A 22,217-nucleotide genomic window follows, 5' to 3' on the forward strand; every position below is an offset into this window, starting at 1 on the left:
CTAGATTTTCCACCTTTCCAAGTTGTCTAAGTTTTGCTTCAATACTGCCGCTTCACTGCGAATCAGTGTATCATCCTGCGTAGCGAGTACACGTTCAAATTCATAAGTTAGCTGAGCGATATATTCGCGCTCTTGTCCAATGTATTCCTCATATAGTCGTTCACATCTTGCTAACAATAGACGGTTTTCACTGCGGTCACGAGGATGGATTTTTAAATGTGCCAGCTCCTTTAACCTTGCCTGGATGGCTTCAGGTGTAGATTGCCCTGGATTTTGCTCAATGACGATCGTTTTCCGCTCTTGTGTTTTTACCACAGTCACTTCAACCTCTAATACGCCGTTGATATCGTAAGTGTATCTCACATCAATCGATTGCTCGCCACGCTCAGCTTTAGGGACTGCAACCTCAAGCTCACCAATTTTTACATTGTTTTTGACGAGCCGACTTTCACCTTGATACACCTCTACTGAAATGATGCTTTGTTGATCATGGGCAGTATATAATCGTTCTACCCGACTAACAGGGATAGGTGTGTTGCGCTCAATGATAGGTAAGAAATAACCGCTATCAACAGATCCATTATTGCTTCTTCTTATCACATCAGTTCCCAGTGTATATGGACATACATCTGTTAAAATCATTTCCTTTAAGCTAACGTTACGTTCCTTTAGCGCAACCTGAATCGCAGCACCTAATGCAACGGCTTCATCTGGATTGATATCAAAATTAGGGAGACGCCCAAAAATTTTACTCACAATTGTTTTGATGACGGACATACGTGTTGCGCCACCAATCAAAATAATTCCATCAATGTCAGATGGCATTAAGGAAGCATCTCTTAGGGCACGCTCCACGGGATTACGAAGGCGAAGCAATAGCGAACTACATATTTGATCAAATTGCTCCTTTGTAACGCTTAGCGTATAGCTTTGCTCCTCGTAGTTTAATTCCATTTGCCCCGTTACATTTTGGGATAAGCTTAGCTTGCATAATTCAGCTTGCTTTTGAAGCGCAGATTGTGTTTTATGTGGCATTTCATCAAAATTCAGCTTATGGAATTCCACAAAATGAGACATCAACACATTCGTAAAGTCTTCACCACCAAGATAGTTATCACCCGCAATCGCTTGTACCTGCATAACGCCCTCGAAGTAATCTAACACTGATACGTCAAAGGTTCCGCCACCAAGGTCAAACACAAGAAACTTCGTATCCGCGTCCTGCAAATGAAGACCATAGGAAACGGCGGCAGCAGTGGGTTCGCTAATAAGCCGTTCCACATGTAATCCTGCTAGATTTGCGGCGCGTTTCGTCGCTTTACGTTGGGCATCATTAAAATAAGCGGGTACACTTATGACCGCTTCATCAATGGCCTCACCTAGAAAAGTTTCCGCATCTGATTTTAACGAGCGCAAAATAAAAGAAGATAAGTCCTCTGGAGATAATGTTAAATTGCCAAGCTGATACATTTTGTCCGTCCCCATATAACGTTTAAAGGTAGAGACAGTGAGAGAGGGATGTGTGATCAAGCGTTCCTTCGCTATCTGTCCTACTAAAATTTCATTATTTTCATCAACACTGACGATCGAAGGGGTTAAAAAATGTCCAAAGGCATTAGGAATCAACGCAGGCCCTTCCTCTGTCCAATAAGCAGCTAAGCTGTTGGATGTACCTAAATCAATACCGATTTTTGCCATAGTATTACCTACCTCACATTACATAGTCTTAGTATGTATTTCGGAAAATAAAGGAATAAAAATGAGATCAAAGACCCAAAAAGCAGGAGGAAAACCCAAAATCAGACTTTTTGATTGCCTTAGACATAACAATACTACGTTTACCTAAAGCGACATGATATACTACTACACAGATTACTTACCCAAATAAATAACTATTGGAGTTGATTTTTTAAATGAGTTCGCCGTTAAATGAAAAGGAATTAGTAGCATATATAGTCGAGGAAACAGAAGCTACACCTGATCAAGTACGACTTGTATTGAAGCATGAGGCAGCTTATCTCGATAATGCCCATAAGGGTGGAGCGAAGGAAGTAGACGTTGATTTTGATGATGTCGTTGATTATGTACTTGGACGCCGTGATGTGAAATTAACAGAGCTATTGGTTGAAGAAATTTTAGAAGCAGAAATGGATTACTTGATGGACAAAGGTTTAGCAGGTTACGACGATTAATGATGAGATCCCTCTATTGTATAGGTATCGTTGTTGCCTTAATGGTATCAGGATGTTCAGTGCAGGGGGAAGCTGCGACCTCAATGGCGCAGAACCGCTCAGTCAATACAGTGGTTCAGGCTACGTCTGAATCAGCAAGTAAAGCAGAACAAAATATCAATAGTAAGAAAAAATTAATACCTACTGTAGTGGAAGGGACATATGCTAAACCAGATTATACGGCTGTGAGTAATGGGAGTGCTATCGTATCTAAGCTAGGTGATAATTTGTACCATATTGATGCCTCCATGGCATCAGGATACGCTCATCATACAGGAGAGATTACGTCTGACTTTTCATGGAATGGGGAGCGTTTTGTATTAAAGGATGAAGAGTATGCTGGGGTAGAACTGATCTTTACCTCAGATGGCTTACGTATTGAGTATGACGACTCTATAAAATATGGTGGGCTAAATGCCGAGCCTAAAGGCACTTACTACTTGCAAAACACGATAGAAGATCAAGTTCCCTTTTTAAATTCGATTTATGATGCTGTAAAACTTCCAGAAAGATATCGCCAAGGGCGAAGTGATATATATATTTATAATATGGGTGATCATGCTAATAAAATTGTGTATGTTCAGGCCTATGACATGTCACTTCCTGAAGGAATGATGCAGGAGTATGTTGCAATCTATGACCCCGCACAAGGCAAGGTGAACTTCGTTGGCGAGCCAGATCGCTATAATTATTCACAGCTTAGTTCTATACTACGAGAGCAGGGTGCAACTGATGATGTCATCTATGAGGTGCTTTGTAAGCCTTATGCAGATCGATGGGTTAAGTTGAAAATGGGGCTAATTGATGAGGGAAATACAGCAATACGTGATGATGACAACTTCAAACTTAGTGCAGAGCAAGCCTTTTATATTGTGACTGGGGTAGAGGGCAAAACGGTGCTACAAACTAATTTGCTTGATAAAAAAAGGATCGGATCGACATTTATTCAAGAGGTGGATCATTGGGATGAAAATAAAGTGATGATCCATATTTATGAGGTGGCTGCAAATAGTAAGGGAAATGAGCATTTAGCTACCGGTGATTGGCTTGAAGTGGATAGAGCCACAGGGAAAGTTCGAAATTCACTTTTTAATAATAAGTAAGCAATAATCTTGCTGTGAGGTGAAGCCAAGTGGCACATAATATACTGCTTGTTGATGATGATAGCTCAATTGTAGATATGCTGACAGGCTATTTAATCAAAGAGGGATATGCTGTAACTACCGCTGGTAATGGGGAAGAGGGGATCATCCAATTCCAAAATAAAAAGTTTGATTTACTCATTGTCGACATCATGATGCCGAAGCTGGATGGGATTGAAATGATCAAAATCATTAGAGAAAGCAGTCCCATCCCCATTCTTATAATGTCCGCTAAGGATAATGATATTGATAAGGCGATTGGACTTGGCTTTGGTGCAGACGATTATATTGCCAAGCCCTTTTCACTCATTGAGATTACAGCAAGGATTAAAGCGGCTATTCGTCGAGCTACCTTATATGCGAAGCATGACATGCCAAATGAACCAGAGGTCATGGCTAGCCAAGTGCTTGATTTAGGCCATGCTATCGTTGATTTAGATCTTTATTCAGTTAAAAAAGGTGATGATGAAATAAAGCTCACTTCTAAAGAGGCAGACATTCTCAAGCTTTTTCTGAAAAATCCTAATCGTGTTTTTACAAAAGCGCAAATCTATGAATTTATTTGGCAAGAGGATTATATGGGCGACGAGAATGTCATTAATGTACATATTCGGCGTTTACGGAGCAAGATCGAAGAGAATCCATCAGAGCCTAAGCACCTCAAGACATTATGGGGGATCGGCTACAAATGGGATGGACAATCATGTTAATCCTCCTTTTGGGTAGCATTATTGTCCTGTTGTTGATTTTACTTTACCAGCAATATCAATTTAATCGAAGACGTAATGGGCAGCTTGAGCAGATACATCATAAGCTTGCCTTTATCATTTCTGATAGTCCTCAGGAAAAGCTACTGCTTTATACAACGGACAAGCAGTTGACCACATTGCTCTCAGATATTAATGCTGTGTTAGAGCACAATCAACGTATTTTAGCGGATCATAAAAGAACGGAGCAATCCATTCGCAGAATGTTATCTAACATCTCCCATGATTTAAAAACCCCGCTGACCGTCGTATTAGGCTATATTGAACGTATGAATCTGGATACCGAGATGTCTACAGAAGAGCGAGCCGCTTCATTGCAAAAAGTGCAATCGAAAGCAAATGAGCTTATGGATATGATTCAGCAGTTTTTTGACTTAGCTAAGCTAGAGTCAGGGGATCAACCGTTACCGTTGACTAAAGTGCATCTCAATGAGCTTTGTCGTCGTAGTATTCTTCATTTCTACGATGTAATGACAAGTCAAGGCATTAAGGCGGAGATTGAGATTCCACAGGAGCCGTTATATGCCCATGCGAATGAAGGTGCAATAGATCGCATCCTCGACAATTTAATTTCCAATGCGATACGTTATGGTAGTGAGGGCAAAATGCTGGGGATTAGGCTCAGACAAGATGAACAATGGTTAGCTATTGACGTGTGGGATCGAGGAAAAGGCATTGATGAAGCCCATCATAGTCGTGTTTTTGAACGGATGTACACGCTAGAGGATTCGCGTAATAAATCGTACCAAGGTAGTGGACTGGGGCTTACCATCACAAAACGCCTTGTACAAAATATGGGTGGCGAAATTACGTTATATAGTAGACCTTACGATAAAACCGTGTTTACTGTTAAGTTGAAGCGATTAAATTATTAGCTTATGGCAGGTAAGAAATTACCTTGTCGTGAGCTATTTTTTTACACTCAATATCGACTCACCTTAAAAATCAGAACTTGACAATAGGCAACCTAAGCGGAGGAGCAGAGAGATGGTGGAAAAGCGATAGCGACCGCCTTTAAAGTCCCACTTTTATCATTTCAAGACAAGTTATAGAAGAAGGTGGGACTTTAACAGCGGTTGAAACCACTCTCTGCTACGTAGCCTCCCACAACCCAACTTAAGAATTAAGTAAGAATTGATTAATAATTAAGAATGGATTGTCTTTTACAATAGATAACATAAGAGCTTAGAAGTGAAGGAGAGAGCGAGAGCCTATGAGTTACATGATTAGAACGATTCAGTTGACGAAGGTATTTAATAATAAAGAGGTTGTTTCCAATGTAAATATGAATGTGAAGCAAGGTGAGATTTATGGTTTTCTTGGACCTAATGGAGCGGGTAAAACAACGGTGATGAAAATGATAACAAGCTTGATCAAACCAACAACCGGCGAGATTGAACTGTTTGGACAGAAGCTTACACCGAAGTCCTATCTTCAGTTAGGGCGAATGGGTAGTATTATTGAAGTCCCTGTTTTTTATGACAAGCTAAGTGCTAGGGAAAATCTAGACCTTCATTGTAAGTATATGGGCTACCATAACAAGAAAGCGATGCAAGATGCGTTGGAGCTCGTAAACCTTCAGCATATTGGGGATCAATCCGTTCGTGAGTTTTCATTAGGAATGAAGCAGAGACTTGGCATAGCTAGAGCCATCATCACAAAACCCGAAATTTTAATATTGGATGAACCTATTAATGGATTAGACCCTGTAGGAATTAAAGAAATTCGTGATTTGTTCAAAATGTTATCCAAGGAATACGGGATTACCTTGTTAGTATCTAGTCATATGTTAGGGGAAGTGGAGCAAATGGTGGATACGATTGGTGTCATCAATCATGGGAAGCTGATCCAGGAGGTATCCATGGAAGAGGTCAAAGAGAAAAATATGGACTATATTGAAATTACCGTTCGAGATAGCAAGGCTGCAGCATTTGTATTGTCTAATCAGTTGAACCTTTCAAATTTTAAGGTCATAAATGAACATATATTACGTGTATACGAAACTCGTATTCCACAAAATGAACTAAATAAAATACTTGTCATGCATGATGTAGAAATTGAATCAATTTATAGTAAAAATAGTTCTTTAGAGGATTACTTCTTATCCTTGTTAAATGGAGGACAACCACATGCTTAATATTATGAAATTGGAAATGAAGAAATACAAAATGCGAGGAAGTGTGATTAGTGCATTTATCATAACCTTTATCTCAATGGCAATCATTATTCTCTTGAATTTTGATGTAGAAGCGAGAATGGGGAGCTATGATGAGACGATGCGCCTAATCAATAATATCGTTTCATGTATATTTATCATCTTTGCGGCATCATTAATTGCTAAATATATTATTAGTGAATACAAGGATAAAACGATTACGATATTATTTACTTATCCAATCCCACGCAAAAAAATTATAATTGCCAAGCTACTAATTATTTTAGCCTTTACATTTATTTTTGGCGTTATTAGTAAACTTATCATTTATACAGCATTCTATTTATTTAATCAATATGCGCATTTATTTGAACATGAGATGACAAGCGCCTTGCTATGGGGATATGGGGTGAAGATACTTCTAGACACTTTATTAATGAGCTGTGTCAGTCTTATTCCACTCTATTTTGGCATGCGAAAACATTCGATTATTACCACAATCTTATCGTCTATATTGGTTGCAAGCGTATTGTATTCCAATGTGTCCTTTTCGGATTCGAATTTTGCGTTGAGTAACATTGTTATGGTTCATTTCCTTGTTTCTATTATTGGGTTACTTATTGCTTATAGCGCAATCTATCGGATTGATCAGAAGGACCTGGTGTAATTGAGGTGAGTTAAGTGGCTATGTAGCACAATGCTGTCTAAGGAATATGGAATGGAGGACAACCACATGCTTAATATTATGAAATTGGAAATGAAGAAATACAAGATGCGAGGGAGTGTGATTGGTGGATTCATCACGACCTTAATTTGGATGGCGTTCATTATTCTCATAAATTACGATGAAGAATCCGTTATGAAAAACTATGAGGATGTAATAGGGTTTATTAATATTACAGTCTCATGTACATTTATCATCTTTGCAGCAACCTTAATTACTAAATATATTATTAATGAATACAAAGACAAAACGATTATGGTGTTATTTATGTACCCGATCCCGCGGAAAAAATTCCTGATTTCAAAGCTTATTATTATTTCTGCCTTTACGTTTATCTTTGGTATTATTAGCAAACTCTTAATTTTCTCCGGGGTGTATTTCTTTAATCAGTATGCACACTTTTTTGAACAAGAGCTGACAAGTATTTTTATATGGAGAAATGGAGTGGAACTGATTGTTAATTCATTTTTGATGAGTTGTGTTAGTCTGATTCCACTCTATTTTGGTATGAGAAAACATTCCGTCAGTACAACGATTGTATCTTCTATAATTATTTCACTCCTGCTGTACTCTAATGTGTCCGTTTCAGGTTCGAGTTTTACATTGAGTAGTATTGTTATCATCCCTACCCTTGTTTCAATGGTTGGTTTACTTATTGCGTATAGCGTAATTCATCGTATTGAGCAGAAGGATGTGGTGTAATTGAATAGAGGGAAGTGGTCCCAATTTCTTAGATAAAAGTGTTGTAATGATGAAATTATGACCTTAAAGGCGGTCGCTCTCGCTTTTCCACCATCTCTCTACTCCTTCGCTTGGTTGTTTTAATTAAGTTTAGCTTTTTAATTTATGCCGATCTATTTCAAATTGGCGAGCATAGCGGCGTTCAAGATACTTTTGTAATACCCCTATGCCGATACATAGTAACCAATAAATGATGGCTACCAGCACATACATCGACATGTAATCAAACGTTCTACCCCCAACAATCTTTGCTTTAAGAAACACATCTGGGATTGAAATCATCGCGACTAATGATGTTCCTTTGAGCAGATCCATGGCAACATTGCTTAATGCAGGAATGGAGATACGAAAGGCTTGTGGCAAAATGATCAAGCGTAATGTTTTCGTAAAACTAAAGCCTAGCGCATAAGCAGCGTCCCATTGTCCACGCTCTACACCTGCAATCGATCCGCGATAGATTTCACCAATAAAAGCGCTACTCGTTAGTGTAAAGCAAATAATAGCGGCAGTTAATGCAGGTAGTTGATAGGGCAACCCAAAGTACAACAAAAATAGCAGCACTAGTGCCGGTACTCCCCGAAAGAACGACAGATAAAGAGCAACGACTGCTTTCACCAATCTGCTAGGGAGCATCCCCAAAAATACAAGCAAGATGCCCACAACATTTCCTGCCAAAAAGGCGCTAACTGCAATCCCTAATGTATACCCTAAACCCGAAAGTAAAAAAGGAATCGATTCTCTCATTAGGTCGAAGTCAAGTGTTGGGATATACATTAGTTTTTCGTTTCAACCATTTGAACGGGTTTATCTGATTTCACAGAAATATCAGTTTGGAAATATTGCTCCGAGATTTTTTTGAACGTGCCGTCTTTATGCATATCCTCAAGTATTGTATTAATCTTCTCACGAAGTGCAATATGCTCTTTCAGAAATAAAAATCCGGTTTCATTTGGATTAAAGTATACGTCCTCTAAAATTTTTACAGGGACATTAGGTAGTGCTGCTAATGCCATCTTCTGTAAATAATAATCATTAAGGATCACATCTGTACGCCCGTTAGCGACATCTGTCAAATACTGATCATTTGTTGCATTATCGTAGGTCACAGGTGTTGCACCGTATTGCTCAGCCAATCGCATATAACTTGTGTTTGGCTCACCCGCTGCCTTTTTCCCAGCTAAATCTTCTAAGGAAGCAATACCTGAATTATCATTCTTGCGTACGATCATGCTATCAAAGGAATATTTAATGGGACTGGATAAGCTGAATTTCTTCTCACGATCTGCGTTCATCCCAAAATCATTGGCTGCAAAATCGGCTTCGCCTTTGGTCAAGGAAGCAATTTGTCCATCCACATTGTATTCTTTAAATTGAATCTTAACACCTAAACGATTAGCAACCTCTTTGGCTATATCTACGTCATAACCAACTAGTTCATTTTTATCGTTGTAATAAGAAGAAGGATACAAGGTTCCAGAAGTCGCTACAGTTAAAGTCTTCTCCTGTTCTACTTTACTTAAGCTTTTGTCTGAGCTGTCATTACTGTTACAGCCACTAAGCAAGATCGCCCCTAACACTCCGATTGTTAATAGTTTTGTCCACTTTTTCATTATTCTCACCTTACCCATTCTTATGATTTGTAATAATCTAGTAAATACAAATAATTTTAATAAACTGTTATATAAAAATATTAACTCTATTTTTTGGGTGACATACCAATGGTGAATTGGCTTGATGCTAATATGAGTATAACAGTTTTGTTGAAAAAATAAACTGTATCATATAAAAAAGTTGAATAATTTATTTTTTAGATAAATAAACCGTTAATCGGTAGAGGTTTTGCTTTTATGTAAGATTTTTATTTTTATGTGAAATTTTATTGGGGCTAATACGATATTAATAGTAAGTAACGTATATACGATACATATTTTAATAACCTATTAGATCACATCTTATGGAGGATTAAGTTGAATATTAAGATTGGGAGTTCAGCATTAAGTCGTAATACAAAATTAGGAAATCAAGCTAATAAGCAAACTACATTATACCGTATCCGTCACGTTATTTCCGAGAGTGAGCTTGCTATCGTGTATAGTGCTAGGGATGATAAGCAGGGGAAGAAATATATTATTAAGGAATTTTTCCCTAAAGCTTTTTTTTATCGGGATAAAAATGCTTCTAAGGCTAAGCATCGTGCTAGGTACGCTCCAGAAAAATATGAAATGCTGCGGCAAGCTTTTTTAGAGGAATGTGAATTATTGAAGTTGTGTCAGCATCAAGGGGTAGCTGGTTATGTGGATCAGTTTGAGCAAAATGATACCGTGTATCTCGTGATGGAATTTTGTGAAGGAATTACATTGGATCAATATATTCAGGCAGAAGGCACCATAATTACTCCTTCTTTTTTCTATCATAGCTTACTACCATTCATCCAAGCGTTAGAGTATATACATGCGAGAGGTGTGATCCATCGTGATTTAAAACCACAAAATATTTTAATTAATGAACAAGGTGAGCTAAAGTTAATCGATTTTGGCTCTGCTGTACGTTACCCCGGGACGGGTTATCCCATTATGACAACGGCTGGATATTCTCCACTGGAGTTATATTCTGAAAAATCAGAACAAGGTCCCGTATCGGATGTGTACAGCCTAGCGGCAGTTATTTATTATTGCTGTCAGGGACAAGCCCCAAAAGATGTAAGACAACGATTATTTGATGATGAGCATATCTCTTTACCCTCAAATCATCGTTGTTCATGGAAGGTGCTATCTAAAGCTGTTTCTCGGGGACTTGTGGTATCCCCGCAGAAACGACTATCTTCATTAATATGGTTCAAACATGCGATTCGATTAGAGTTTTTTACTAGTTTTTCTATTCGTTCACGGCGTCAGAGTGGGTAAAAATATTTGTGTTTGTTTTAATGACTTTGTATCTTAACTCGATTTCAGTAATTCCATCCTGAAATGTAATGTACAGCTTGTCATTATATTTCAGGATTTCTTGTTTATTTTGAGCGAGAGGAGTTCGGTTACGCACCATGGAGCAACGAGATGTATTTTTAACGAGCAATACGCCCTTTTTACCAGGTACAAATACAATTTGTGCAGCTTCGGGCAATGGCTCATGCACATCAAGCAGTTGAAATAACTCCAGCAAAGTAACTTTACGCTTAGAGAAAGACGTCAGCACCCAAGATTTTACTGGTACGTCACTTCCGCTTGCGGTGGCAAGGAAGTAACCTTCCAGTTTCCCTTCAAATGCTGGTTTTGGACGGAAAACAAAATATAATCCTACTCCGACGAATAGGAATACCACTCCACCTGCAATACTCCACATCAATACCGTATATTTTGACTTCACTTCAATCTGTAGCTCTACTGTTGTTGATGCTCCTTCGGTATCAGTTGCTGTAATCGTAAGCAGATTGCTACCTGTTCCGTTCGGTGATAGCTCTAGCTTATTGCCTGTGCTGAGTGTTACCCCTAAGCCTGACAGTGCATCTGCATTATGAATGTTATAGGTTAACACATCCCCATTTGGATCGTTAATAATGTCTAGTAAATCAACTTCAGTTAAACCATCTTCTTTTAATAGCTTGATATGCTGGTCACCGTGAATAAGTGGTGGTAAATTACTGATTTTCTGTTGAGCTAACACGGTTTCACGGAAAAAGCTAGGTCCTTCTAACCTGATGCGCCATGTATAGTCACCAGAGTTAGGAAATGTATATTCGGTTATAAATCCATTTCCTTGATTTTTCATAGGGATCTCAGTTGATTGCTTTGTGCTTGTTTCTGTGACCCATAAAGTAGCGTTTACTTTGTCATACAACGGTTCATCCTTTAAACGTTCCCCAGACCCAGAGGACAAATATGCCTCAATCTTAGTTGGCTTACCTTTAATGGGGGGCTGATCCCCTAATGTTGCCGAAGCTTCCATTACATAGCTGCCTAACAGATTAATTTTGACTAAGTCCCCCTTTGTACCATGGAACTTTAATTTAGCACTTCCCTTTTTGGGCTGAGATATTTTGATTAAGGTGTAACTATTAGATTTAAACATACGCATATTTTCAGAGCTATAAAACAACTGTGATTCTTGTATAGCGTGATCAGAGAGCAAAATAATATTAGCTTCCTCCATATCGGAGTTAGGGATATCGACCTCAATCTCCTGTAATCGTCCTGTCGCTGTTACGCCTGCAACTGGAAGTAATACTGAGCGCATCTCCATTGCAAAAATTGTATTAAAAATTTCAGGTAGATCATCTGCACTACTCGTGTTATAAAATGCGCCCCCCGTTTTTTCTGCAATTCGCTTGAGCTCATTTGGATTCACTGTCCCATCATGATTTAAACCAATTGTATAGATGGGGTAGCCAAGCTTTTTAGCTTGTGCAATGGTTGACTCCACATCCTTGGCAGAATCGGCTGCAGTTCGGTTTTTAGGAGAGGAGGGCCCAAAATCTGTTTCTCCATCAGAGAGTAAAATCATAAAAGGCTGGCGTTGTCCCTCGTTTTTACCTGAGCTACTTTTTGCAAGTAGATTGCCACCTGTTTTAAGTCCTAATCCAAGGTCAGTATACCCTCCGCGGTTTAAATTGGAGACCGCCTTCTTCAGTGCGCTTTTCTTAGAAGCAATCGAAATATCTGTTAGTGGATGAGAAGCTACGATCTTATGATTATACGCAACAAACCCTACCCTAGTCCGGCTTGCTTCACTAAGGTCTATGAACATATGAATAACTTCACTAGCTGTTTTATTGGGGTCGGCACGATTCATCGAGTAACTCGTATCCAATACAAAGACGGCATCAAATGCATCCTGAATTGGGGGTTGGGATTGTGCTGCATGTGTGTGCGAAGCTCCTAAAAACAGGGAGGAAAATATAGTAGATATTAAAATCAGGGCAAAAGCCCTAATTTTACCATTTATTAGCATTGAGTATTTCTTTCTCATTTTTATATACCCACCTTATGTACTAGAATTTGTTGAAATATGTATGTTTGAGTAATTTTTATGTATATTTATCAGTTTATCGGAATTGAATCTTTTATTTTGTATACGTATCCAAAAATTAGGACTTTGATTGGATATATATGACTCAAATGTTAGTTTTGTAGTTCTCCGGACCTTGTTTTTATCAGTAATACAATATATTGACAATTTACGCAGTTGATAGTTAATATTACCCCTAAGACTCAGGTGCACTAAGAAATTAATCCTATGTAAATCCAAATTATTATGCAATTAGCTAGTTTTACAAAAGTATCCAGAGATTTGAGAGGAGAAACTATGGACATTATCAGTCAGACCAATCGAACAATGCTGTTCGAGGAAATTAATCCAGAGAAGTTGGATCTCATTACGATTGTTGGCGATGTCAAAGGTATCGACAGTTTGAGTGATGATAAGATCAAGGAAATTAACCAAGAATTACTTGTGCGTAGTTTTGATGAGTTTCTAGACAAGTTTTCCCCAACCGTGTATTCGTTTTTTAACGCTGCGAATCAAAAAGTAGTCTATACCCTGAAAAAGCCAGAAGGCATTGACGAAGATGCAATTACGGGTATTCGTATTGACCAGAATAACGACTTTTTAAAAATGCTATTTACCTTGATTGACACCAAGCGTAGCCAAGGAAGTACCAATGTGGACTTCAAATTCGAGCATTTACTCGATATGATCTCACCAAAAAAAGTGATGGATGATATTCGTCAAGTGCGGAAGGAAATTCACTACTTGTATGGGCAATATGAGAAGCTCGAGGATGAAGATCCGAAGAAGCTGGATATGGGCGACAAGCTGAATGCCATGTTTGAAGAGGCAAGCTATAACTATAACAACGTAATGGCAATGCTTCCACTTGCGATTGAAGATATCAAAACAAGATTATTGCTTGGTGGAATGAATGAGGAAAATGAAGGCGAAGCGGTACAGATTGGTCTATTAACGATTGGTGAGAGCGGTGAGCTTAAGATTATCGAAGCACCAAAAAGTGATAGCACAGAGCTTGTTCTTCTTGATGAGAATAGCTCAAATGGTTTGGCTGTTGTATTTGAAGAGGATTATAACTCTATTTCTGCCACACCATCAGGGTATGTGAAGGACCTTGTTGTTCGTACATTTAGCCCGTTACCAGCCGTAACCAATGAAGTAAACGTAGAGCTTGAGGTATCGAACTACAACACGTATCTCGAATTTTATAAAACCGCTAAAGATGATTTTGTGAAGACAGTAAAGCCTTTAGTTGAGAAGATTCTAGGCGTAAAAATGTTCTTTGACCAATATGCAATTAAAAATAAAGGTATGGTTCCAACGCTACTAGTTACAAACTCTAAGTTAGATATGACTGTGAAAAGTTCAAATATTCCTCGTCTTGAAACTTACTTGAATACTGTAAACTCGAAAAATGATTTCAACGATACAATTTGGTTTGGTATTGTTCCTTCTGTAGAGCTGGAGACTGCAGGCAAGGTGAAGGTTTCACGCGAGCGCTTCAAAGGAAATGAAAAGATCGTGAAGCAAGACAGCAATAACATGGCCTCCTTATCTATGCTAATGGATGTGGTGAAGGACTTCAAAATTCAAATCTTCTTTAGCTTTGAGCAAGGCGAGGAAACGACCTTTAACAATATGGCAACAGCTGGTGTAGATAAATACATCGATAAGTGTGCGCCACTCATTCGCAAAGACTATAGTGAATACTGCATCCCTTGTATCCCGAACTTTACCATCATTCCGAAGGACAAGTCTGGGGTTGTCATTGATAGCCGAATGATCCAGACCGAATACGGAGTCCAGCTCTCAAAGGAGAAGGAGGATGTCTTGAGATTGTGGATTGAAGGCGTGTATGTAGGCGCTTCTTATGTTGCAGCTGGTATTGTTGCTGCGTATCAATGTCCAGAATACCTGAAGGAAAACTTCAAGAGCACAAGTAAGGAATTCCCGGGCGTACGCTTCGATATTGAAGCAGGAGAGAACAGCCTACGTGCTGCAACAACGATGGCGAAGGAGATTACAGGCTTTACCAATACAATCAAAGACACGATTAATCGTAAAAACTTTGGATTTGTATTTTCATCTGAGAATGCACAGCTCCAAGAAAAAGATGTTCGTCGTATCACAGTATACAAGGCAAGAAGCCTGGCTGCTTCGGAGGATGGTTTCGATTCCATTTACAAGACGCTTGTTAGTACATATATCGAACGTATCTTGCGTTTCTCAACAGCAGATTTCAAGCATGAAAATATTGTGAAGTTCTTCAGTAACAATCCGAGCAGTCAGAAGAGTAAATGGCTGTCTAAGCGGGGATATGTCAATTCGATCATACATGATGGGGATGACATTAGCTATGTGATTGATGAGAAGAACAACCTTTGTCATATCGACCTGATCTATAACGGAAATGTGAAAAATTTGGAAGTTATGATTACAAAGGGAACAAGTGCTGTAAAGGCGTAAAGGTATAAGACTTAACTATGATTTAACGGTTACTAAACGATAACGAGCTGGGGGCATGTGCTGAGGGCTGGCCCCTAGAAAATCAATATATACATCGTATGTAGAAGATTAGCTGCACCATGCAATAAGCAGCTATCTTGTTACATAAATTCATTGGCTATGAATCATAGCTTTTGAGCAAACAACTTTTTAAGGAGGAATTTTACTTATGGGATTCAGATTGAAAGTGGAAGGCGCTGAAACAATTGAACTAGGCTTGGATAACATTCAAAGAGTCGTTTACGACACAGATACACCGGATGATTCCAATGCAAGATCTACAGATGTAGGCTCAACTTTGAAGGTTTCTGGCAAAATCATTACAGCGACAGATGGTGACAAAGCAGATGATACCTTGAAATTGGCGTTATGGTCTCTTGTCCCTGCTGAAAAATCAGATTGCTATCGCAAACTGACTTTGGAAGTGATCGCTGCGGATCAAGTGGTTCGTGAGATTGTATTCCCAAATGCGTTCGTTGTAGATTACAAAGAACAATTTGGTGATACCGAAGGAATCGGAACATTTGAATTGTATGTGAAACAAAAGAAAGACAAAACAGAACTTGCTAAGCTTAACGGCGGATACGCTGCAAACTAAGGCAACACAACTTCAGGGGGCCTATCAAACGGCCTCTTGGAGTCTATAAATAGGATAGACCTGAGTGTCGCTACAGCAATAGAAAGAAGGCGCATGTCATGACAGACTATTATGGGCAACTTGGATTAAAGCAGGATGTGTCGAAGAGTGAGATCAAACAAGCTTACCGTAAGCTAGCAAAACAGTATCACCCAGATGTGAACCATGGTAATCCGCAAGCAGAAAGTAAGTTCAAATTAATTCATCAAGCTTATGAGACCTTAATGGATGATCAACTGCGAGAGCAATATGATGCAAAGCTCAGAGCCAATTTGTCAAATACATCACCACAATTCAAGACCCAAGCTAAGGCGGAGCAGGATGTATTGAGTGGGTTTGATGAAAGAATCAAAGCGCAATATGCTCAGTTTTTTGGCATGGCAGGGAAGAAGCAACAACAAGATGAACAGACAAAATCTAAAGGGAAGAACCCGATAGATACAACAGATATTTTTAATCAGTTTTTTGGGGTACGTAAGAAATAAAGAAATAAGAAATAAAGAAATCATCAATCAGGATTTTAATTAACGGGGGTAAGTGATGTGAAGACGGAGAAATCTCGGTGGATCTTAATCATTGATCTGCTGATCTATGGGATATTGGCCAGTATGGTGCTGTATGCCCTGCTCCGCCCTGTAAATTATATTGTACAAATTTCGATTGTAGGAATATGTACACTTATTGCTGGGGTTTTAATTTGGAGGGGAGGCACCAAGACGGCAATATCCAGAAGCAATGATCCAATCTCTAAAATCGTCATGCTAGATGATGACGGTGAACGGATTAAGGAATGGTTCGTCAAGGGAGAAACCTCTGTCCTCATTGGGAAAAGTAGACAAACCTTCGAGGTTGACATAGATTTGTCGGACTCTGAATATGCCTCGCTCGTTAGTCCAGAGCACGCGGTAATGAACTGTGTGGGCAATCTGTGGTATATCGAGGATGTAGATTCACAGACGGGAACAGGGATACGTAAGTGTGACCGCAGTGATGTTAAGAAGCTAGCTGCAGAGGAACCAGAGCCGATCGTACCAGGTGACATGATTTATATTGCAAATACAAGACTCTTGATTAAGTAACATTTTGAAATAAATTAAACTGGCATTATACATATGGGGGAATGAATTTAATGAGCCTCACTCGATGCCCAAATGGGCACATGTTTAGCACAAGAAAGCACGGCACGATTTGTCCATATTGTAATACGGCTACGCAACAGCCTGCTTCCCGCAGTGAAAATCGTAGTGTTCAAGCACAAGCAGCATCCGAATATGATGATCGCACGATGCCCTATCTTGGTGAAACCACAGGCATTCAGCCCGTAACAGGTTGGTTAGTATGTGTAGAAGGGCCACAGCATGGCCAAGATTATCGCATTATGGCGGAGAAAAACTTCATCGGTCGTGCCGAGGAAATGCAAATCCGTATTATTGGCGATAACACTGTATCAAGGCGCAATCATGCTGTCATCGTGTATGACCCGAAGAAACGCAGCTTTTATCTATTACCTGGTGATGCCTCAGGGCTTGCTTATCATAATGATGAAGCGGTCTATTCTCCTACAGAGCTAAATGCCTATGACTTAATTCAATTAGGTAAAAGTAAGTTCGTGTTTGTTCCACTGTGTGGCACTCATTTTGAATGGGGTAGCAGTTAATTCGAAGGGGATGAGCATTTGTTGACATGGAATTCATCATATGAGCCTTATGTGATCCTAACAGGTGCACTCTTTATCGTATTTCTGTTGATTGGAATCAGATATCGACTGAAATTATTAGGCGGAAGAGGAAGCATCTCTTACATCAATAAATCAGATGATCAAGTAGCTATGAGTATGCCAACTGGGCTATTGATTGGAAATGCACAGACAATTGGTAGACGTCAGGAGCAAGATGATTATTTTTCGAGTCTAGTCACAAGAATTGGCACCATGGCTGTCATTGGAGATGGCATTAGTGGACTTAAGCACGGGCGTATGGCAAGTACGCTTGCGGTGACTTTATTTGGCAAGGAATTTTTAAAGCTAGATGACCCCAGAAATATTACGGAGTATTTCCACCATGCTGCATCGATGAGTAATCGCGGAATTTTAGAGCAGCTAGGAGGCGCGCATGGGGGAACAACATTAGTAGCCGCGGTAGTTACAGCCAATCGATTACACTACGCAGCAGTTGGCGACAGTATGATTTTGTTGTTTCGTGATGGTGAGTTTATGGCACTTAATTCTCGGCATACGTTAGAGACGATGCTGGAAGCGAAATTTTTATCTGGTGAAATTACACGTGAGGAGGTTACAAATCATCCTCAGCGTAATCAATTAATTAATTATCTTGGTTACGAAGGCTTTAAAAGTATGGAGATCGGTGACCCAATCACGGTATTGCCTGATGATGTCATTATTTTGTGCAGTGACGGAGTCTATGATGCGCTAACTGAGGTAGATATGGAGCAGATCCTGATGAAAAAACTGTGTCCACAAGAAACGGCAGAGCAGATGATTGAATGTGTTGAGCGGAAAAGCTATAAGCATCAGGATAATGCGACGGTCATTATAATGCAGGTATGATTACAGGCTAGTACAGACTTGAATGAAAGAGCATCAGGGCAGAAGGAGAGGTAGCGATGAGAAAGGAGAATAGTGAGTTTAAGACCGCATTTGTCTCTGAAGCAGGTTCATTTATCGACAACAGGGATTATTTTGCTTTTGTAGAGTTAGACGATATGGCTTGTTATGTCATTGCAGATGGACTAGATACAGATCGTGAGCTACGGAGTGCTGAAATGGTAGTTAAGGCGATACTTGAGAGCTTCATGGAGAAGCCTTCTATGTCAACAAGAAAACTTCATCGAGATCTACAATCTGCGCATGAATGGCTCAAATTTGAGAGTCAACGTGTACGGCTCAAGGCGAGTGTGCTTGTGATTGTAACGAATTATACCAAATTGATATGGGCTTCCTGCGGTAATGCGAGGTTATACCATTTTCGAAGTGGTAGGTTAAATCTGAAGTCACGAGATCAGAGCTTATCTCAGTTATTACTGGATAGTGGAAAAATATCAGAGCAAGGCTTCAGCTATCATGAGGAACGTGGTAATTTGCTGCAATATATGGGTAAACCTGATCAATTTGAGCCTTATATCTCTAAAAAAATACCCTTACAAGATAGCGATGTCCTGTTATTGTGTACACCTGGGATATGGAAGCAAGTGGAGCAATCAGAAATGATCGACGCGCTCTCAGAGGCGAGTGAGCCGGATGTGCTTACAGATACATTGGAGGAAATTGTACTTAGCAAGCAAGAGCAAACCGTACATAATTACACCGCTGCTGCTATTTATATCAATAAGATTTTTCAGGAGAAGCCCAAAAATATCAAGAAGTGGGCGAAGCGTATTGCCATCATGGCGATATCTGCCATATTGATGGGCGGTGGCATCTGGTACATGTATTACAGACAGGCGCAGCAGATTGCAACGGCAGTCGTGCAGATGACAGAATCTGAGCAAGATGGAGATGGATATGCACAGGCAGGAGACTATGCTAAGGCATTAAAGGCATATAGTGAAGCTAAAAATGCAGCAAGCAAGGTGAAGGATAAGGTTCATTTTCAGTTATTACGCAATAAGCAGCGTGTGGCACAAAATGTAGTGGATGGCGATGGCTATGTGAAAGATAGCAAGTATGACATGGCGAAGGACAGCTACAATAAGGCACTTGAGGAAGCGCCTAAGTATAAGGTGTTTAAACAAGAGCATATTCAAGCCAAGCTTGAACGAACAGACGCAATTGCTACCTTAAATGACGTGATTAAAAATGGCGATAAGCAGTTCCAGGATCAGGATTACTATACAGCACTCAAAACGTATCAGCGGGCAAAAACGGCTGCCATTGAAGCTGAATACGAGAGTGGGCAAAAGCAAATGGAGAAGAAGATTCAGGAAACACAAGATAAAATAGATAGCATTAACAAGGAGACCAAAACACTTCAAGCCGATAACTTAGAGAAAAAAGGCGACAAAAGCATGAGTGCAATGGATTATTCCATGGCGATTACCGCTTATACCTCTGCACAAGAAATTTATCAGGAGATTGAGAAGCTAGAGCGTGTGCTTGCGATGGAGCGTAAAATATCCAAGGCCAATGACAAGCTAAGTCCGGTTACTCCAGCATCAACAGATAACAGTGGAAATGGTACTGGTAATAGTTCTGATACGAAATCTTCAAGCAAAGAGGAGAAGGATAAGGAGAACGGTCAAACTAAAGAACCAAATGATGAGACCACAGCGGGAGGAAACTCATGAAAGATATTGTAATGGATCGCCTAGGAAAAATGGAGGATTTGGCACAGCGTAAAGCTTTACGTAATCTGATGACAAGTGTGTTCTTGAATCTGACTGAGTACCAGGAGGAGCTGAACAAGAAATTAGAGCAACGTGTATTTGAAGAGGTAGGTAGCTACGATGGCAAGCACGATATCTTTGTCTCTATGTGTACACGGGAGGACTATGATCCACTACATGAGTACCTGTTTCCAATGCTCCCCGAAGACGTTGAGCCCACCTATATTTCCCTTACAGACATTGCAGAAGGACTTAGTCGCGGTGAATCCAGTCGTTTGTTCACTGTGTTTCTATCTTGTAGCTATTCGGAGATTCAAGCGCTATTAAAGAGTAAGCGCACCTTTACTGGTAAGCTAGTGACGGATCGTCGCACCTACTCGATTACCGTGTCCCTTGAGGCTAATCTTGCTTATACTAACGAGATCGAAAGACTGTATCGTATCTTTTTAAATAATGGCCTCCCATGGAAAACAGTACATCATCCCTATGCTTATAAATTTGTAAATGTGCTGCTTACACAATGTGATGGTAAGCTTGGTGTGGAAGAGGAGATTCGTGAGATGTCAGTTCATCTTGAGGAATTTGAGCCCTATAAGCAAACCCATCTTGTACCGCTATGGAATATTGAACGCCTACAGCTCAAAACAGGTGGATTCCCTGTACCTGCGCAAGATAAGGTTCATTTCGAGCATGTACTGCTATTACAAGATACCGGTATAGAGCATGGTTATCTGGTTGATGGTGATCCAGATCGTATTCGCTATATTAAACGCACACCAGAGCAAATTACCATTGTGTCCAAAGATACACAATCCGATTTATGGAATGTACTTAAGCTAGTAGAACCAAGGACTTCAAGTGTTAGTAGAACAACCTATCCGGTTGTCTCGAATCGTCAGCGTGCAGATTTTCTAAGCAATTATGTAGCTCAGGCAAGTCAGATTGTCCGTTCTAAAGGGGAAATTGTACGTATTGTCCATTCCTTTGAAGGTGCCAATCTTGTTGAGTTAACAGACATTAGTGTGTATGAGCAGGAGAAAATGAGGGACAGGCCACGCATGACCTATGAGTTGAACCTGTTTCTCAATGACGATGTCAGAGTAGATCATGCCAAGCCAAGTATGGTGCTAACTTTCCGAAATGTCGGGATGACTGCGGCACATCAGTATATGGGCGATGACTTACTTAGCTTCTTAGTCTCACAGGTACAACTCTTTTTCCCTGAATATAGCTGTAGAGGAGAATGGGCTTGAATTATATTTGGGATCTTGTGATTAAGGCGAAGCAAGCGGGAATAGATCCAAGTCAAATTACGTTTAAGCCTGCTGAGGTGTATTCGCCCTATATGGAGTTAAGTCAACAGGATTTGAATGGTGGGGTAATTCCTAATGTTGTAGAGGTCAATCCTTATTATCGATTTTATGATATTTTCCGAGATTTGTTTGATATTAATGTAACAGAAGATGTGGAGCTAAGATATACGTTATTTGATATTGTGATTCACTTTCTAGCAGACCTAGATTTAATGCAGGGCATGAACAAACGAGAATACTATATTTCATTTGTGCTGCTAGACATAGAATCTGGTCTGTATGGGACGGCGGTCAAGAACTGGATGAGCTTATTCACCAAAGAGGAACAAGAGATGATCGCAGAGGGCATCCTTCGTATGTACGATACAGGTGAAAGTCTACAGCTACTTAAGTCCGTTGTCCGCTCTATCTTTCCTCGTTCAACAATCTATGTCAATCGTGAGGAAAAGGATGAAATGCTATTTTTTATTGGACGTAAACAAAGCGAACGCAGTAGTGGGAAATTGCAGCTACTCATGACTTTGTTTTTACCCGTTCGGTTCCAGACACAGGTGTATTGGGACTGCCATTTTGGCATTATTGAGGCAGAAAACACGATGATTCAGGATCATATCGCGATGTATTAACAATGAATCGTGCTGGATAAAAAGGTATTTACAA

The 22,217-nt window shown here is 39.8% G+C and carries 21 protein-coding genes; 17 read left to right on the forward strand and 4 right to left on the reverse strand.

Annotated features, from left to right (window positions below; all coding sequences use genetic code 11):
- Positions 1-1,698 carry a molecular chaperone HscC gene (locus J2Z32_RS10110; protein ID WP_210089040.1) on the reverse strand — a complete coding sequence of 566 codons (1,698 nt, stop codon included), beginning with the start codon at positions 1,696-1,698 and terminating at the stop codon, positions 1-3.
- Between the two features lie 215 nt (positions 1,699-1,913).
- Between J2Z32_RS10110 and J2Z32_RS10115 the strand changes: the two genes are divergently transcribed.
- The 7 genes from J2Z32_RS10115 to J2Z32_RS10145 all read left to right on the forward strand — a co-directional run bounded on the left by J2Z32_RS10115 (position 1,914) and on the right by J2Z32_RS10145 (position 7,721).
- On the forward strand, positions 1,914-2,192 hold the full coding sequence (locus tag J2Z32_RS10115; protein WP_210089041.1) for a hypothetical protein: 279 nt from the start codon (positions 1,914-1,916) through the stop codon (positions 2,190-2,192).
- An 83-nt stretch (positions 2,193-2,275) separates the two neighbouring features.
- Complete coding sequence (locus J2Z32_RS10120; RefSeq protein WP_210089042.1) at positions 2,276-3,334, forward strand: hypothetical protein; 1,059 nt, start codon at positions 2,276-2,278, stop codon at positions 3,332-3,334.
- A 29-nt stretch (positions 3,335-3,363) separates the two neighbouring features.
- Positions 3,364-4,083 (forward strand): response regulator transcription factor, encoded by a 720-nt coding sequence (locus J2Z32_RS10125; protein ID WP_342453945.1) that lies wholly within the window; start codon positions 3,364-3,366, stop codon positions 4,081-4,083.
- Entirely contained in the window at positions 4,062-5,015 is a 954-nt protein-coding gene (locus J2Z32_RS10130) for a sensor histidine kinase (protein ID WP_280921125.1), read from the forward strand. Before J2Z32_RS10125 ends, J2Z32_RS10130 begins: the two co-directional genes overlap by 22 nt.
- A 338-nt stretch (positions 5,016-5,353) precedes the next feature.
- Entirely contained in the window at positions 5,354-6,277 is a 924-nt protein-coding gene (locus tag J2Z32_RS10135; RefSeq protein WP_210089043.1) for an ABC transporter ATP-binding protein, read from the forward strand.
- On the forward strand, positions 6,270-6,962 hold the full coding sequence (locus J2Z32_RS10140) for an ABC transporter permease (RefSeq protein WP_210089044.1): 693 nt from the start codon (positions 6,270-6,272) through the stop codon (positions 6,960-6,962). The genes J2Z32_RS10135 and J2Z32_RS10140 overlap by 8 nt, the downstream gene beginning before the upstream one ends.
- 66 nt (positions 6,963-7,028) lie before the next feature.
- A complete protein-coding gene (locus J2Z32_RS10145) occupies positions 7,029-7,721 on the forward strand; it encodes an ABC transporter permease (RefSeq protein WP_210089045.1) in 693 nt (230 codons plus the stop codon).
- A gap of 129 nt (positions 7,722-7,850) precedes the next feature.
- Here J2Z32_RS10145 and J2Z32_RS10150 read toward each other — a convergent pair whose 3' ends face one another.
- Both J2Z32_RS10150 and J2Z32_RS10155 read right to left on the reverse strand, forming a co-directional pair.
- A complete protein-coding gene (locus J2Z32_RS10150; protein WP_210089046.1) occupies positions 7,851-8,534 on the reverse strand; it encodes an amino acid ABC transporter permease in 684 nt (227 codons plus the stop codon).
- A complete protein-coding gene (locus tag J2Z32_RS10155) occupies positions 8,534-9,370 on the reverse strand; it encodes a transporter substrate-binding domain-containing protein (protein WP_210089047.1) in 837 nt (278 codons plus the stop codon). Before J2Z32_RS10155 ends, J2Z32_RS10150 begins: the two co-directional genes overlap by 1 nt.
- 357 nt (positions 9,371-9,727) lie before the next feature.
- Here J2Z32_RS10155 and J2Z32_RS10160 point away from each other — a divergent pair, with 357 nt between their 5' ends.
- Positions 9,728-10,663: a serine/threonine-protein kinase gene (locus J2Z32_RS10160; RefSeq protein WP_210089048.1), complete on the forward strand. Its 936-nt coding sequence runs from the start codon at positions 9,728-9,730 to the stop codon at positions 10,661-10,663.
- Here J2Z32_RS10160 and J2Z32_RS10165 read toward each other — a convergent pair.
- A complete protein-coding gene (locus J2Z32_RS10165; protein WP_210089049.1) occupies positions 10,635-12,722 on the reverse strand; it encodes a VWA domain-containing protein in 2,088 nt (695 codons plus the stop codon). The genes J2Z32_RS10160 and J2Z32_RS10165 overlap by 29 nt on opposite strands.
- 336 nt (positions 12,723-13,058) lie before the next feature.
- Between J2Z32_RS10165 and J2Z32_RS10170 the strand changes: the two genes are divergently transcribed.
- The 9 genes from J2Z32_RS10170 to J2Z32_RS10210 all read left to right on the forward strand — a co-directional run bounded on the left by J2Z32_RS10170 (position 13,059) and on the right by J2Z32_RS10210 (position 22,183).
- On the forward strand, positions 13,059-15,227 hold the full coding sequence (locus tag J2Z32_RS10170; RefSeq protein WP_210089050.1) for a transcriptional regulator: 2,169 nt from the start codon (positions 13,059-13,061) through the stop codon (positions 15,225-15,227).
- Positions 15,228-15,435: 208 nt separating this feature from the next.
- Complete coding sequence (locus J2Z32_RS10175) at positions 15,436-15,864, forward strand: membrane-associated protease 1 (protein ID WP_210089051.1); 429 nt, start codon at positions 15,436-15,438, stop codon at positions 15,862-15,864.
- Positions 15,865-15,962: 98 nt separating this feature from the next.
- Positions 15,963-16,388 (forward strand): J domain-containing protein, encoded by a 426-nt coding sequence (locus J2Z32_RS10180; protein ID WP_210089052.1) that lies wholly within the window; start codon positions 15,963-15,965, stop codon positions 16,386-16,388.
- Positions 16,389-16,445: 57 nt separating this feature from the next.
- Positions 16,446-16,982 (forward strand): FHA domain-containing protein, encoded by a 537-nt coding sequence (locus J2Z32_RS10185; RefSeq protein ID WP_342453946.1) that lies wholly within the window; start codon positions 16,446-16,448, stop codon positions 16,980-16,982.
- A gap of 50 nt (positions 16,983-17,032) precedes the next feature.
- The gene (locus J2Z32_RS10190; RefSeq protein WP_210089053.1) at positions 17,033-17,560 is read left to right on the forward strand and encodes an FHA domain-containing protein; all 528 of its coding nucleotides are present in this window, start codon (positions 17,033-17,035) and stop codon (positions 17,558-17,560) included.
- An 18-nt stretch (positions 17,561-17,578) separates the two neighbouring features.
- Entirely contained in the window at positions 17,579-18,469 is an 891-nt protein-coding gene (locus tag J2Z32_RS10195; protein WP_425342992.1) for a PP2C family protein-serine/threonine phosphatase, read from the forward strand.
- Positions 18,470-18,525: 56 nt separating this feature from the next.
- On the forward strand, positions 18,526-20,205 hold the full coding sequence (locus tag J2Z32_RS10200) for a serine/threonine protein phosphatase (RefSeq protein ID WP_210089054.1): 1,680 nt from the start codon (positions 18,526-18,528) through the stop codon (positions 20,203-20,205).
- The gene (locus J2Z32_RS10205) at positions 20,202-21,497 is read left to right on the forward strand and encodes a normocyte-binding protein (RefSeq protein ID WP_210089055.1); all 1,296 of its coding nucleotides are present in this window, start codon (positions 20,202-20,204) and stop codon (positions 21,495-21,497) included. The genes J2Z32_RS10200 and J2Z32_RS10205 overlap by 4 nt, the downstream gene beginning before the upstream one ends.
- The gene (locus J2Z32_RS10210; RefSeq protein WP_210089056.1) at positions 21,488-22,183 is read left to right on the forward strand and encodes an iron-dependent peroxidase; all 696 of its coding nucleotides are present in this window, start codon (positions 21,488-21,490) and stop codon (positions 22,181-22,183) included. The genes J2Z32_RS10205 and J2Z32_RS10210 overlap by 10 nt, the downstream gene beginning before the upstream one ends.
- Positions 22,184-22,217: the final 34 nt, after the last annotated feature.

Source organism: Paenibacillus turicensis, assembly GCF_017873435.1.
Taxonomy (GTDB): domain Bacteria; phylum Bacillota; class Bacilli; order Paenibacillales; family Paenibacillaceae; genus Fontibacillus; species Fontibacillus turicensis.